Consider the following 13,943-nt stretch of genomic DNA (forward strand, 5'->3'; position numbering starts at 1 on the left):
TCATCCCTGAGCCGAACCCAAGCTCACCAGGCAGCCACTCCCACTGGATGCCGGTGTAGAGGACGAACAAGATGCCGCACAGCACCTTGCGGTCCGCCAGCGACTTCTTCCGCCCCGGCCGCGGCTGACCATCAGGTGACGATGGCAGCAACGACTCAATTCTCGACCACAACTCATCGTCAACCAGCCATGGTTGAGGGTTCCGCTTGCCCATACCCAACCAACCGACGCACCCGTCTACAGGACACGGCTACCAGCGTTGTGTTAGGAGCTCTAAGCCGGGCGACCAGGCGTCACGTCGGCGCAAAAAATCGTGTAACTGGCTTGCGGGATCGGTGAGATGGGGCGGCGCCGGTGTGTGCTTCCGCCGCGGATCGGCATCGCCCCTTCTCGTCGGCGCCCACAGCGGTGCGGCACCGGATTCGACGCACAATTCGCCCCTGACTCCAGGACGTCACGAATTCCGAGTGGCGTAGTAGGCCCGCAAGGCGGCTTCGCTGCCGGAGCCCATGGCTGTCGCGATCCGCTGGAATTGGGACGAGCGCAGGTCGCCAGCGATGATGATGCGGGAATGCTGGTCAGAGGGTGGGCAGTAGCCTGCGGCGTCACGGACGAGATCGCCCGGAGGGGCGATCGGAGCGCTGCCGATATTGAGGAACGTGACGTCGGCCTCGACAGTGCTCCGCTCTCCGTCACGGCTGAGCGCCTCAGCCGTGATCACAGGCCCTTGTGGCGAGCGTAGGAGCAGGTGATCGATACGCAGGAGGGTCACACGAGGGTCGTCGCGGATCTCCTCGACCTTGTATTCATCGCTTGCGGGGTACGCCACGAGCAGGCGGGTGTTGATGTCCGGATAGGCCCGCAGGAACGTGCCGATCGGGCGATCGCCACCGAGGACGAGCAGCGTGCGGTCCTCGGCATGGTGCGGTTCGGCCTGCCACAGCGGCGGCAGGGTGAGGTTCGGCGGGGCGGTGATCCAATCAGCATCGCGGGGCTGGAGTGCTCCCACGCCGGTGGCCAGGACTACGTGTGGGGCGGTCAGACGGGCACCGGTCTCCAGGGTGACGGCGACGTGGTCGTCGAACGCGCGTATCTCGGTGGCACGGTGGCCGAGTTCGATGCGGCAGCGGTCTGTGCGCTTCAGGTCCGCTGAGATGGAGTGGGCAAGTTCGGGTCCGTTGGTGTAGCCGCCGAGGACATTGTTCAGAGCCGTGATGCGGTAGAGGTTCCGGCAGAGGCGATCCGGTTCGATGAGCACTGAGCGCATGCCCACGCTCGCGGCCATGCGAGCAGCAGCGCAGCCAGCCGGGCCCCCTCCGATAACGATCAAGTCGGTATCACTGGTACGAGATGGTGTGGCAGCCATGGGGCTATTCCAGCACCACGGCGCTACAAGGTGCTGAGAGTTCTCTCATCACGTCGGCGCTGGTGATCAGCTGTCGTGGTCCGATAAGGCGGCGTGCCACAAGCAAGCCTGCCTCGTGCACTTCCGGTCCGGCGTCGCTTGCGCAGCCGTCGGTGACAATCTTGGGCGCGTAGCCGTGCTCGAAGGCGTCCGCGGCGGACTTCAGGACGCAACTTTCGGTGGCCACGCCGCAGAACAGCAGGTCGGTCCAGCCTGCTTTCCGGATCAGTTCGGTGGCTTCCGGCGTGAACAGCGTGTAGCCGGTCTTGTCGATGGTCGCGTACGCGCCGGTGGCTTGGCCGGCAAGCTCCTGGACTATGTCGGTTTCAGGGGGCCCCTGCAGTCGACTCCACTGGAAGAACCGTTCGTACGGGCTTCCGGGGTGGTTGAAATAGCGGGTGAAGATGACCGGCCTGCCTGCATCGGCCCAGCGGATCACCAGGTCTTGGACGGCGGGGACGACATGGCGGCTGTGGTGGTTCACGAAGCCGTTCTGCAGGTCGATCACGACCAGCGCTGCTCTACTGGGGTCCATACGTGGTCCCTGCCTTCTCAGTTGGCGCTTTCGCGCAGCGCGTCCTGTGCGGCCCGGAGTCGTTCGGTCAGGCCGCTGGTGTTGATGATGGCCTCGCGCATGAGGCAGTGCTGCGCGGTCTCCTGGGCGCGTGCCGTGCTGAGCCGGGAGTAGGCGGCTCGAAGGAAGCGCCAGCCGTAGCTTTCGGGCATGGATGGATCCTGCCCTTCCTCGACCAGTTGCTGAACCTGGTGAGTGAAACACCACAGTGCCTGGACGGTCAGTTCACAGTCGACCAGTTCATCGACGCTGAGGCTGCGTTCCTGTGAAATCGACGCGTAGGAGACTCCGGACCAGCCCGCGTATCCGGTGGAGACGCCGCGTACGCCGAAGGAGACGATATCGGGGTGATCAAAGCCCGTGGCCAGGAGTGCCTTTTCCACCGAGCCTTGCAAGGGCGCGGGGCCGTCTGGCGCCCCACGGTCGACAAGCACCGATGGTGTGGACAGCAGGCGCAGAGCGGTGTCGTACTCGCTGCCGGTCCATGGGCTGGAGGCCAGCCAATAGAGGGAGAGGACGTACTGAGGGCTCGGCCCGAGGGGGTGATTCGCGTCCAGCAGTTCGCGGATCGTCGCCCTCGCCCACGTGAGGTCGGAGGCGTAGGAGCGGTAACGCCACACTGCCAGTTCGGTAAGGGTGGCCGGTTCCCGGGGCTGGACCAGGTGGAACACGGCGACACCGCAGGCGAAGACGTGGAGGGTGCACATCGGTGCTTCCGGGTGCTCCACGCGGGTCGAGGATGACTCCATCCAGCCGGTTGCTGCATCCTGCGTCATGTGGGCGCGTAGCCGCTGTGCGCGGTCGATGCCGATGAAAACGGGTAGGAACTTGTGGGAGTCGACCTGAATCCCTGCAGTGCCTGACGGGCTCTGGGCGTGTCCGCCGAGGGCTTCCGCGAACCGTGTCTTCTCCTCGTCCGAGGCGCGTGCGAGAGCGGTATCGAGAACGGCCTGCGAGGCCGAGCGCGGGAAGTAGAGCTCTCCGCCGGCCTCCCACTTCGAGACGCCGCGGTGACTGACTCCTAGGTATTCGGCGAAGTCACGGATGCTCATCCGCTTGGCTTCACGAAGCAACCGGGCCTCTCGCCCGGACCATCGCTGCACCATGACCACTGCCAGTCCCCCTGTCCGTTGTCCGGGTGTCAGCGCCGAACGCGCAGGTTAGCGGCAGGTGTTCGGCGTTGGTACGGCGTTGGTGCAGCAGTTGTGCATCCCGCTCCCGGCCCAGCGTGCTCCATGCTGGAGCGCCAGGCGGCGAGCAACCCCTCGCAGGATTCCACCTGTTCAGGGGGCCGTTGGCCAAGTAACACTACTCGAAGGAGCAATTGGCATGGCACAGATCGTCAAGCGGAACGCCCGGGCAATCCTCCTCGACGGTGATGAGCTGGTCCTGATCAAGCGCACCAAGCCGGGCAAAGATCCGTACTGGGTGTCGGTCGGCGGCGGGGTCGAGGACGAAGACCCGACCATCGAGGACGCCCTGCACCGCGAGGTGTTCGAGGAACTCGGCGGCAAGTTGGACCGCGCCGAACTCGTCCACCTGATTACCGACGACCTGGCGGGCGGTGGCATCGGCATCCAGCACATCTTCGCGGCCCGCCTGGCATCCATGAACCTTTCTGCCCGAACGGGGACGGAGTTCTCCAAGCCGGAACGTGGCGAATACGAGGTGGTCCGGGTCCCGTTCACCGCCGAGGCCATTCGCGAACTGAAGCTGATGCCGCCGGAGCTGTCCGAGTTCATCTCCGCCAACACCGATGCGATCACCTCTGTCCTCGACACTCAGATCCGCAAGGTGTGAGCGCCGATGCAGAGTGTGCCGAACTTCGTCAGCCTCAATGGGCCTGACAACGTCGGCAAGACGACGCAGTTGCGGCGCTTGGCCGACTTTTGGAGCGGTTTCCAGCCGCTGGGCGCGGTCCACGAACACGACCCAGAGCCGTGGGCCAAGGTGGCCACCAACGACTACGCCACGTGGTGGTTCGAGACGTCCACGACGATGGAGCTGACCACGATGCTGCTGGCCGGCCATGCCATGCGGGCCGCTGCTCGCGAAACCGGCCGGACGGGTCTGCTTGACCGGGGCCTTCCCATGCTCCTGGCCGTGGCTGCCGCAACCTGTGTGGTCAAGGACCGTCTGGCGGGACGGGAGGCACTGGATACCGTGGCCGGCATCGCCGGGACACGGTCCACCCCGGTGGAAACCTCCGTTCTCCTCCTGCCGGCGCGTGATCCCGACCGCAGCTATGCGATCACCAGTGCCCGTGAAGGCCGTTCCTGGACCGGGATTTATCCCGCCTACCAAATGGCGCTGCACTCGGTACTGCTCCGCCAAGCAGACAACGGCGTGTACTCGGCGGTCGTGGACTGCCAGGACCGCTCCACAGACGACGTCTATGCCGAGGTGCTCGGCTGCGTCAGCGCCCACCTGCCAGTTACCTCTTTGGAGGACGGGAGCCCCCGATGACCCAGAACTCCCCAATCCTGGTCCTTCCGCCGGGGATTTCCCGAGCCACCGCCACGCTGTCGGAGAAGGACTGGCGGCGTCTCGACGACGCGGTGACACGACTCCACAGCGTCAACGCGAACCTGTGGAACGCCGAGGACCGGGTGCGCGACGCGCGCCTGACCGCCGTCCAGGTCGCCGACTGCAAGCGGGAAATCGACCAGCTCAACGCCGAGCGCAACGCTCTGGCCGAACGGGCAGACGAAGTCCTCGGGACGTTGGCGGACGAAGGCCGCGCTGATGCGCCGCTGCACACCGAGACGCTCGCCTCCGTCGTGGACCGGCTGTCGGTGCTGACCCTGCGGATATGGCACAACGAACGCATCTCGGCGCGCGATGAACTTGCTCGGCGCCGCGTTCCTGCGCTCCTCCAGCAGCGCGAGGAGATGTCCGCCGCTCTCGACTCACTCGTCGCCGACGTCATATGTGGTCGCAAGCGCCTTCCAATGCCGGCCCGCTACAAGCTCTACGGATGCGACGACTTCGAGGTACCCGACATCAAGCCCAGCCGTCACCTTGGCAGGGTCATCGCCTTCGGTGGTTTGAGCGAGTGCGGCAAAAGCACCAGCGCTGAGTTCGTCCGGCAGACCTGTGGAGCCCAGCGCTTGAAGATCGGCTTTCTCCTTCGCCAGGCGGCCCATCGTCAGGGCCTCGCGGACCCCTACGCACTGTCCGCACGACGCCAGGCCGAAATGCTCCTGGGCGAGCTGAACCGCTTCGCGGACGCGCACGTGGACACACGACTGTTCACCATCGAGTCCGTCCACGACAACGCTTCGATCACCGAGCTCAAGCAGCTCATGAGCGACAAGCTGCAGATCGTCTACCTGGACGCCGCGTTCGCCGTGCGGGTAGCGCGATCCGGAATGCCGGCCCAGGCCGTCGCTGCCAAGGACGAGATCAAGATGAGCCGCGGCGCACACCAGGTCGCCGCCGTGGCCGACCACGTGATCGACAACTCCGGGAGCGTCGCCGCTCTGCGCGCCCGGCTCCTGCGGATAGCTGCTCCCGCGAGCCCGGGCGGACTTCGCATCGCCACCGCGTACGGCCTCGGTCTGTCGGCGCCGGTGGCGGCGGCCACGTCCGACTTCGTCGACGCCCTTCGCGCCAACGGTCCGGCCGTGCAGCTGGTGGCCTTGACGGGAAGCCCCGGCGAGGGAACCTGGATCGCCGGCTGGTCGGACTTGGACCTGCTGGTGGTCGCCGAACACGACGTCACCGACAGGATCACCGAAGCCCTGGAACGCTACCGGGCTGCGCTGCGCGATGCGGCTGCTCTCGGGCTCACTCTCGTCACACCCGGCGAGCTGACCGCGCGGCGGCTCACGCCGCGCCTGGCCTTTTCGCTGTACCAGCTTCAGCAAGGACAGCCCGTTCTTCACTACGCATCCGATCTGGAGCTGCCGTCCATCACACAGGACGAACTCGCTCTGGCTGCTGTCCGCGAACTCCCTCAGGTGATCCTCACCATGCGGCGGCTGCGCACCGACGCCTGCCCCGAGACACTGCGGCAGCTGTACAAGCACCTTGTCCTGGCCTGCCGTCTCCTCCTTCGCGAGCACAATCAGTGGGAGAACGGTCCCGACCGCATCCTCACCGCTGCCTCCCGGCTGCCCGAGCTGCCTGGCCTCTCTGTACCGCCCCTGGCGGAGATATCCACCGCCTGGCGCGACGGCCGCAGCGAACAGGCCCTGGGGGCTGTCATCCCGGCAGTCGACCAGCTTCTGACCTGGTACGCCGTGCAGCTCGCGGCCTGACGAGCCACTGCCTGCCAGTTTCGTCCACCTTCCACCTCGCCCACAGGGAATTTGCCGTGCCCGAAACTCTGGCCGCACCGCCTTTCACCGCCCGCATCGTCGAACGACTGGGTGTCAGTCCGACCAGCCGACGCGAACGCGTCATCCACTCCCTGGATGGCCTCGAAGCTCCCGTCACCCCCCAAAACCTCGCAACCACTGGCGCCTGCCTGTGGCAGCGCATCCAGCACCACGTCGCCGAAGAACTCGGCCCCGTGGACTTCCTCCTCGGCCTGGACGCCGGTGGCATCCTGCCCACCGTCTCCTTGGCCGCCGCCGCACAGCTCCCCTACAAGATCGCCTGGAAGCTGCACCTCCCGCTCGACGGCGCGGTCCGTTTCAGCGAACCCCACGCGATGCGTACCGAAGTCTTTGCCTACGGCATCACACCGGGGCAGCGGATCGTCCTTGTGGACGACGAGGTCACCACCGGCAGGACACTGGCCAACCTCACCCAGGCCCTCCGAGAGGCGGGAGCCATCCCACTGGCTGCCGCCTGCCTCGTGGAGGACACCACGCGCGGGGCCCGCCGCCTCCTCAACGAGGATCTCGGCCTCCCGCTGGTCGCCCTCACCACAATCGAGGCAGAAGCGTGAAGGTCCTCTCCGCTGGGATCCATTTCCACCCTGGCTCTCCCAGCATCCCCACCACTGCCGTCCACACCACGCCGCTCGGATACGACCGCGACGACCTCCCGGTCGGTGCATCCCTTCCCCTCCCCGCCTCGGTCGAACTCACCGACCGCCTCAGCCAGTGCGGCGACATCGAGGTGGCCTTCCACGGGAAGCTCGGCGACAGCCTCCTCGCCCTCTCTGCCGTCCGCGCTCTGACGGAATGGATCGGCCTGCACTCCGATCCACCCACAGTCCGGGCAACCGGCCCGCACGCCGAACTGATCGCCCGCTGCGGCCTGGTCACTCAGAACCCGGACACCCCGCCCAACGGCCGTCGTGTTGTCATCGGCGACCGGTTGGGAATCGAGGCCCGTCAGGCGGAGGCTGCGACGGCCCTGGTCTGCGATCCCGCCGCGCCACCTTGCTGGTCATCGGGCGGACGGGCGCACCCGGACCTGCCCGCACGCCACTACCTGGCACTGGAACGCCGCCTCGGCGTCCGATTACCCGGCACTGCTCCCTTCGCCCCAACGCTCACCGACCGGTCAAGCGGCCTGGTGGAACAACTGCGGACCGCAGGCTGGCTCAGCGGGCTGACCATCGCCGCCATCACCGCAACCAGCTGGCCCGAGCGCAAGGACTACACAGTGCAACGCTTCATCGAGGTAGCCGAACGCATCGCCCACGCGCGGGGAACACCCACCCAGCTGCTGCTCATCGGCGGCCAGAACGGCGGTATTCACGCCGCCGCTGAAAGCCCCGCCCACTGCGTCCAGGTCCTGCGCCTTGACGGGGTGTCTGCCGTTCACCTTGCCGATTTGTTCCCACAGTGCGACCTGGTCGTCGGCAACGACACTGGTCTCACCCACCTCGCCGGACTGGCGCGCAGACCCGACGGCGCCGGCCCGCCGGTCATCGGGCTCTATGCCCGGCACAGCCATAGCAAATGGCGCACCGGCCAGCCCCACCACCACGCCGTCGCCACTGACCTCTCCGACCGCATGCACCAGGGCGACCTGTGCCCCCTACGCGACGTCCTCTCCGCGAATGCGGACAGGCACATGGAGGCCATCACACCCGCCTCGCTCGCCCAGCTCTGTTCCGACCTACTCGATGGGAGCAGGTGATGACCGGACCAACGCACCTGAGGATCGGCCCGCTGCGCCGTTTCACCCGCAACCTGCTTCTCCCCGTCGACTTCTTCGACCGGCACCTGCTTGTGAAGTACACGCGTAACCCGTCCGAAGCCCGCGACGAGATCCGCGGCCACGCCCGCCTTGGCCGGCACTACCGCGTACCCGCTCTTCGCGCCCGCCTACGGGTGCCGGGCGGATACGTGCTCACGTACGAACGGCTCCCCATCGGTCCTGACCGCGGACTCCTACTCGACCTCCTCAATGCGCACGAACCCAGCAGCGAACTCCACGCCTACATGCGCCAGCTCACCGCTGCCTACCGCGACGCCATCCTCACCACCGCGCAGCGCGCCGACCAAGCCCAGGTCGTGCGCAAGCTGTACTGGGATCGCGCGGCGCCGGGGGGTCGTCTTGACGCCTACTATCGCGGACGGGACTTCCCAGCCGCCGCCGGCATCGTCGACATCCCGGTCTCCCGCCTCGGCACGTACGCGTTGAACATCAACGGCCAGCGGCTCCACCTCGACTGGGCCGCCACCCTCCGTCGGCTTCACGACCACTTCGCCGAGCCTGAACCTGTCTGGGCGGCTCTCACCCAGGGTGATCCGACCGACGTCAACCTCGCCCACCCCCTGGCCTGGCTCGACTATGACACCGCCGGCCTCAACAGCATCCCGGGCGAGTTCGCGAACTTCTTGTGGTACGCCTCCGCCCTCGGTGGCTGGCTGGTCCCCACCTACAACCCGGCCGCTTTCGCCGACCACCGAGCCACCTTCGATCACATCGAGGCCAACACCCCCCAGCTCCTGCGAGCCACCGTCGACCGCACCACGAACACCGTCCACATCGACTACGCATGGCGCCTCTCAGCACCGCGGCGAACTGCCATCAACGCTTACTGGGAGCAGCTGGTGCTGCCAGTTGCCGAACGGCTTTGGGCCGGCACGTACCTGGCCGACCTGCTCCGCCCCTACGTCGCCATGCGGATCCTCGCCGTCTACAACCTGGCCGAGTTGGCCCCCGAAGACCGGCTCGTGCTCCTGGCCCGGCTGGCAGAGGCCATGAGCCCCTCCTTCGACCCCGTCGCCTACTTCTCCCCGCTGGAGTCCCCATGCCCGGCCCTTTGAACGGGCGCACGGCCCTCGTCACGGGAGCCACCGGCGGTATCGGCACCGCCATCGCCCGACGCCTCTCCGCTCAGGGCGCCGCCGTCATCGTGGCCCACCACGGCGACCAGCCAGCCGCCACCCACATCGTCGAACGAATCGCTCGAAGCGGAGGCACCGCACTTCCCTTGGAAGCCGACCTCCGTGACCCCGAAGCCGTCCGATGGCTCTGCCGACAGGCTAGCGAACAGCTTGGGACGATCGATGTCCTCGTCAGCAACGCAGGCGCCTACCCCCGCACACCGTGGGCGGAGACGACCCCCAACAGCTGGCAGAACGCGCTGGACACCAACCTCACCAGCCACTACCTCCTCGCCCACGAGCTGACGCCCGGCATGACCGCCGGTGGGTGGGGACGAATCGTCACGATCGGCTCTGTCCTTGCTGCAGCAGGCCGCCATGACCTGAGCGGCTACATCAGCGCCAAGGCCGGCCTCGAAGGGCTCACCCGCGCCCTCGCCCGCGAACTCGGCGCCTCCGGCATCACCGTCAACTGCGTGGCGCCCGGTTCCATCCGCGTTGCTGCCGAGGACTCCGTCGTCCCCGACCCGGTCGCCATGACCGCCCGGCAGCTGGCCCGTCAGTGCGTCCCACGCAGGGGCCGTCCAGAGGACGTTGCCGCAGCCGTCGCCTTCCTCGCCACCGACGACGCAGGCTTTATCACCGGCCAGACCCTGCGCATCGACGGAGGCTGGATCCTTGGCTGACATCTGGCTCATGCGCCACGGCGCCTACGAAGGCCAGCGCCCTGGCCACCATGCCCCGTACAACGCAGCGCTGACCGAGGAAGGACACGAGCAGGTACGACACGCCCTGCCTCTGCCGGACAACATCACCGGCATCGTCACCAGCCCCGTTCCCCGAGCCCGCCAGACTGCCGACCTCGTCGCGCACCTCACCGGACTGCCGATCGTCGACACGTCCAGGCTGCTGGCGGAGTGGCGCGCCCCGAGCAGCGTCCTCGGTCGCACCTCCGATGCCTGCCCACCCGACTACCAGTCGTGGCGAAACCGCCGACTCACCGAACCCTCGCTCCGTTTCGAGGACGCGGAGAGCCTTGCCGAACTCCACACCCGTGCAGCTCGCTGCGCCTGCTTCCTACGGCGCACTGCGCACCTCCACGGTTCCCTCCTCGCCGTGTCCCACAAGCTGATCCTCGGCGTGCTCACCCACCTCCACGAAGGCCCCGCCGCCTTCGCCACTGCGGCAGTCGCCCCCTGGAACTTCGCCGAAATCCGCCGCTTCACAAGTGCGAATGCGTGATGCGCCATGCCCTCGACCGCGTTCTCGTCGACTTCATCGACCACTGGAGTCAATACCACGTATCCGTGGTGGCACCAGTTCGACGAACGGCCCCACCCGGACCCACTGCCCGATCGAGAATGGGCAGCGCTCTCCCTCCGCCCTTCGACCGGGCTGGCAGCCCTGGAAGCTCTCGTCCCAGCCGGCGCGACCGTCGGTCCGGTGCTTCTGTGCCAGTGGCACCGGTGGCTTCACGTGCCGGTGGAGCCGGAGGCCGAGGGGAGCTTCTTGGGCGAGCGCCTGGGGGTGAAGGGGCGAGAGCTGTCCTGCCCGTACGACGACGAGCGCTTTCATCGTGGTGGGTGCCAGCCCTTCCGCCTGTGGCTCCTCCCACAAGATCCCAACGTTCTCACCGACTTCTGGGCCCTTGCCGCGCAGCTGGATGCGATGCGCGCTTCAAGGCCGCGGCCCGTAGCCGCAGCTGCCTGACCCCCCGGATCCGCTCCGTCCCCGTCCGCTCCGGCTCGAATGCGGACCACTTCATCGAACTGCTTTTTCGAGGAGTCCTTATGAGCCGTCACCTCACGATCGGCACGCACTTCGTGTTGGAGCACGGCCACTGCGTGCTCCACGGTCCCCGTGCTGCCGGTACCGCGCACACCCTCCACACTTGGCATGCACCGATCAGGCGCTCTCCTGTGGAGGCGGGGTGGGCATCGTGACCAAGATTCCCCATCCCCCGCATCGATCGACGATTCCTGACTGCGTGCTCGATTGGGCTTCGTGTGTGCTCGGCGCCACCACGGGTGTGCTGGACGCCTCACGGAGCCGCACGAACTCCAAGGTGTGGGAGCTGACCTGTGCGGACGGCACGCGGTTTTTCCTGAAGCTTGCGTCGACGAAAGCCTCCTATGACCGCGAAGTCCACGCTTACAGATTCGCGGTACCTGCTCTCGATCCCGGCCGCGCTCCACGGCTCCAAGCGGCTGATCCCGGTCAGCTGGCGATGCTTCTGACCGCAGTGCCCGGTGAGACGGTGGCACCAGCCGTGCTCGATATGAACGACCTCATCCGGCTGCACCGCCAAGCGGGCTACCTGCTGCGTGAACTTCATGACACGCTGGTCACCCCCCGCGCCTCGGTGGATGTGCTAGCACAGGTGCGTGCACGGACGGCATCCGCGGGCCAGGGCGTAACTGCGGCCGGTGCCCTCCTCTCGCATGACGAGCAGAAGATGGTGCTTCGCCTGGTCAGGGACCTGCCCCAGCTGGAGGCGTGCCCTACGGCATTCGTCCATGGTGACGCGCGGGAACTCAACTTCTTGTGGGATGGGCCCAGCGGGTGCGCTGCTCTGCTCGATTTCGGGCAGGCGCGGCCTGCGCTGGCCGTCGACGATTTCGTGCAACTGGCTTTCGGCCCCTGGATGCAATCTCCGCGGCTTCGGCGAATGTTCTTCAGCGGATATGGGCGTGAGCTGACGGTTCCGGAGCGAAAGGTGCTGCCGGCCCTGGCCGCGATGGATGCTGTCGACGGCCTGCTCCAAGGCGTCCGTTGCCGTGAGCCCGATGTCACCGAACGTGCCCGCACCACCTTGAAGTTGCTGGCGGACGGAGTGCGCTGGTGAGCATGACTAGCGCAGCCTCCCTTCGCACCCCCGACCCGCGCCAGCCCTGGCAGCCCCCGCAGCGCCCTGAGGAACCCGCGATCGTGCTTCCCCGACCCCGCCCGGGCGGATTGGCAGCCGCTTGTGGTCGCCGGAGCGTGCTGGTGGTCTGTTTGGCCTGGCAGATGAACGCGGCTTCAGGCTCCGTGAAGGCCGCCGCAGCCCTGGCCGTCGGATTGGCGCGTGCCGGACACCGGGCAGTGATCGTCACCGCGGCTCAGCCAATGCTCGGCCCCAGGTTTGAGGGCGTGGTCGTGGAGCAGATCGACTTGCCCGTCAGCCTGCCCTGCCCTCCAGACACGCTCCGGGAAGCAATCAGCGCCGGCGCGTGGGGACTTCAGCGTCAGCTGCGCTCGCTGATCGACCGGCACAACGCCGACACGGTGCTGTGCACCGACGCGCTGTGGGGCCTGGGCCGGCTGCGCATGAACCTCCCCGATGGGGTGTGCCGGTTGCTGACAGTGGAACGACTGCCCGACGACCGCGACGCGATAGCGCTGACACGGGCCGATATCGTTCTGGCCCCAACAGCAGCGGTCCTCGACGCCGCGCACCAACGTGGCTGGGACACATCGACGTGGGGTGTGGTCCCTCACGCCCTCCTCCACGAACCGCCCGAACCCAATCCCGTCAGTGTGCTGGGCCGTCTGCAATCCGGGGACGTCCGCATTCTGAGCGCGGTAGGGGACACCTCCAACGGCATTGTTGCCCTGCTGCGAGCGGCACGGCACCAGGCGACCACCGTCAGCTCCTGCGTGATGCGCGTCGCGGCAGCAACGCACTACCTGCAGTCAGGACCAGCCGGCATCGCCCTGGCGGAGACCTGTCGACGCCAGGTGGATCTGGCGGCGCACATGAGCTGGTCTGGAGGGCTGCCGTGGCATGCCGTGCCCGCCTGGCTCTCGGGGGCCGCGATCGTGATCACGCCGTCCACCGGCTCACTGGGGATGGTGGCTCTTGAGGCCATGGCTGTGGGAGTCCCCGTCATCGGATACCGGAGCGGGAATCTGCCCTACCTGATCGGTCCAGCGCAGCGAGAACGGGCGTTGCTGGCCGAACCACAACACGGGCCCCGCGCCTTGTTGAACCTTGCCCGCGCTCTCCTCGCGTCTCCCCGCGCCTACTGCGAGGCCGCGCAGGCCGCTTACGAACAATCCCGCCTGTTCACCAAAGGCCGTGTCACCCGGCGGTTCCTTGCTGCCGTGCCTCCCCGCGGAACGCTCCCGCACGACGATCGGACACAAACCCATGTCCATGCCCATTGAGGATTACGCGCTCATCGGCGATATGCAGACTGCCGCTCTCGTGCGCCGGGACGGCACGGTCGACTGGCTGTGCCTGCCCCGCTTCGACTCGCCGGCGGTCTTTGCAGGGCTGCTCGGCACGGAGGAACACGGCTGCTGGTCCATCAGCCCGGCCCATGCTCCCGGCGCCAGCCCCCGACCTGTTGACCGCCGCCGCTACCGAGGCGACAGCTTGGTGTTGGAAACCGAGTGGGACACACCACGTGGCACGGTCCGGGTGATCGGCTTCATGCCGCCGCGCGACGGCGCACCCCAGGTAATCCGCATCGTGGAGGGGATCAGCGGGCGCGTCCCGATGCGCTCGCAGCTGCGGATGCGGTTCGCGTACGGCAAGGTCGTGCCTTGGGTCCACTCGGTCGACGGCCGGACCGTCGCGGTTGCCGGCCCCGACTCCGTGTGGCTGGACACCCCCACAAGTGCGACCGCCCGCCACGGAACAGTGGTCTCCGACTTCACCGTCTCGCCGGGCGAGCGGATCGCGTTCACGATCAGCTGGCAGCCCTCGCACCACCAGCCGCCGGCCCTGCCGGACCCGGAG

15 protein-coding genes are annotated in these 13,943 nt (G+C 67.3%); 11 read left to right on the forward strand and 4 right to left on the reverse strand.

Annotated features, from left to right (window positions below; all coding sequences use genetic code 11):
• From AB0C96_RS42385 to AB0C96_RS42400, 4 genes are all read right to left on the reverse strand, one after another.
• Positions 1-214: transposase (locus AB0C96_RS42385; RefSeq protein WP_362925568.1), on the reverse strand; the 214-nt coding region annotated here is incomplete at its 3' end.
• Positions 215-454: 240 nt separating this feature from the next.
• Positions 455-1,366 carry an FAD-dependent oxidoreductase gene (locus AB0C96_RS42390; protein ID WP_362925569.1) on the reverse strand — a complete coding sequence of 304 codons (912 nt, stop codon included), beginning with the start codon at positions 1,364-1,366 and terminating at the stop codon, positions 455-457.
• A 4-nt stretch (positions 1,367-1,370) separates the two neighbouring features.
• Complete coding sequence (locus AB0C96_RS42395; RefSeq protein WP_362925570.1) at positions 1,371-1,940, reverse strand: isochorismatase family cysteine hydrolase; 570 nt, start codon at positions 1,938-1,940, stop codon at positions 1,371-1,373.
• Positions 1,941-1,957: 17 nt separating this feature from the next.
• Complete coding sequence (locus AB0C96_RS42400) at positions 1,958-3,085, reverse strand: helix-turn-helix transcriptional regulator (protein ID WP_362925589.1); 1,128 nt, start codon at positions 3,083-3,085, stop codon at positions 1,958-1,960.
• A 223-nt stretch (positions 3,086-3,308) separates the two neighbouring features.
• Here AB0C96_RS42400 and AB0C96_RS42405 point away from each other — a divergent pair, with 223 nt between their 5' ends.
• The 11 genes from AB0C96_RS42405 to AB0C96_RS42455 form a co-directional block, all read left to right on the forward strand.
• Complete coding sequence (locus AB0C96_RS42405) at positions 3,309-3,779, forward strand: NUDIX hydrolase (protein ID WP_362925571.1); 471 nt, start codon at positions 3,309-3,311, stop codon at positions 3,777-3,779.
• Between the two features lie 6 nt (positions 3,780-3,785).
• Positions 3,786-4,445, forward strand: a complete 660-nt coding sequence (locus AB0C96_RS42410) for a hypothetical protein (RefSeq protein ID WP_362925572.1) — start codon at positions 3,786-3,788, stop codon at positions 4,443-4,445.
• A complete protein-coding gene (locus tag AB0C96_RS42415) occupies positions 4,442-6,241 on the forward strand; it encodes a DUF4254 domain-containing protein (protein WP_362925573.1) in 1,800 nt (599 codons plus the stop codon). The genes AB0C96_RS42410 and AB0C96_RS42415 overlap by 4 nt, the downstream gene beginning before the upstream one ends.
• A gap of 56 nt (positions 6,242-6,297) precedes the next feature.
• Positions 6,298-6,876 (forward strand): phosphoribosyltransferase, encoded by a 579-nt coding sequence (locus tag AB0C96_RS42420; RefSeq protein ID WP_362925575.1) that lies wholly within the window; start codon positions 6,298-6,300, stop codon positions 6,874-6,876.
• Positions 6,873-8,021, forward strand: coding sequence for a glycosyltransferase family 9 protein (locus tag AB0C96_RS42425; protein WP_362925577.1), 1,149 nt, complete (start codon positions 6,873-6,875; stop codon positions 8,019-8,021). Before AB0C96_RS42420 ends, AB0C96_RS42425 begins: the two co-directional genes overlap by 4 nt.
• Complete coding sequence (locus tag AB0C96_RS42430) at positions 8,021-9,157, forward strand: hypothetical protein (protein ID WP_362925578.1); 1,137 nt, start codon at positions 8,021-8,023, stop codon at positions 9,155-9,157. Before AB0C96_RS42425 ends, AB0C96_RS42430 begins: the two co-directional genes overlap by 1 nt.
• Positions 9,142-9,903: an SDR family oxidoreductase gene (locus AB0C96_RS42435; protein ID WP_362925579.1), complete on the forward strand. Its 762-nt coding sequence runs from the start codon at positions 9,142-9,144 to the stop codon at positions 9,901-9,903. Before AB0C96_RS42430 ends, AB0C96_RS42435 begins: the two co-directional genes overlap by 16 nt.
• Positions 9,896-10,459 carry a histidine phosphatase family protein gene (locus tag AB0C96_RS42440; protein ID WP_362925581.1) on the forward strand — a complete coding sequence of 188 codons (564 nt, stop codon included), beginning with the start codon at positions 9,896-9,898 and terminating at the stop codon, positions 10,457-10,459. Before AB0C96_RS42435 ends, AB0C96_RS42440 begins: the two co-directional genes overlap by 8 nt.
• 697 nt (positions 10,460-11,156) lie before the next feature.
• Complete coding sequence (locus AB0C96_RS42445) at positions 11,157-12,062, forward strand: aminoglycoside phosphotransferase family protein (protein ID WP_362925583.1); 906 nt, start codon at positions 11,157-11,159, stop codon at positions 12,060-12,062.
• 152 nt (positions 12,063-12,214) lie between these two features.
• Positions 12,215-13,366, forward strand: a complete 1,152-nt coding sequence (locus tag AB0C96_RS42450) for a glycosyltransferase (protein WP_362925585.1) — start codon at positions 12,215-12,217, stop codon at positions 13,364-13,366.
• Positions 13,350-13,943, forward strand: a 594-nt coding sequence (locus AB0C96_RS42455; protein ID WP_362925587.1) for a trehalase-like domain-containing protein, incomplete at its 3' end; no start/stop codon positions are given. The genes AB0C96_RS42450 and AB0C96_RS42455, both read left to right, overlap by 17 nt.

This window comes from Streptomyces sp. NPDC048506, assembly GCF_040651315.1.
Lineage (GTDB): Bacteria > Actinomycetota > Actinomycetes > Streptomycetales > Streptomycetaceae > Streptomyces.

What these genes read in the sequence shown, in the direction of transcription:
- AB0C96_RS42390 (WP_362925569.1), bottom strand. Translation starts at nt 1,366, where the DNA reads ATGGCTGCCACACCATCTCGTACCAGTGATACCGACTTGATCGTTATC.
- AB0C96_RS42395 (WP_362925570.1), bottom strand. Translation starts at nt 1,940, where the DNA reads ATGGACCCCAGTAGAGCAGCGCTGGTCGTGATCGACCTGCAGAACGGC.
- AB0C96_RS42400 (WP_362925589.1), bottom strand. Translation starts at nt 3,085, where the DNA reads ATGGTGCAGCGATGGTCCGGGCGAGAGGCCCGGTTGCTTCGTGAAGCC.
- AB0C96_RS42405 (WP_362925571.1), top strand. Translation starts at nt 3,309, where the DNA reads ATGGCACAGATCGTCAAGCGGAACGCCCGGGCAATCCTCCTCGACGGT.
- AB0C96_RS42410 (WP_362925572.1), top strand. Translation starts at nt 3,786, where the DNA reads ATGCAGAGTGTGCCGAACTTCGTCAGCCTCAATGGGCCTGACAACGTC.
- AB0C96_RS42415 (WP_362925573.1), top strand. Translation starts at nt 4,442, where the DNA reads ATGACCCAGAACTCCCCAATCCTGGTCCTTCCGCCGGGGATTTCCCGA.
- AB0C96_RS42430 (WP_362925578.1), top strand. Translation starts at nt 8,021, where the DNA reads ATGACCGGACCAACGCACCTGAGGATCGGCCCGCTGCGCCGTTTCACC.
- AB0C96_RS42435 (WP_362925579.1), top strand. Translation starts at nt 9,142, where the DNA reads ATGCCCGGCCCTTTGAACGGGCGCACGGCCCTCGTCACGGGAGCCACC.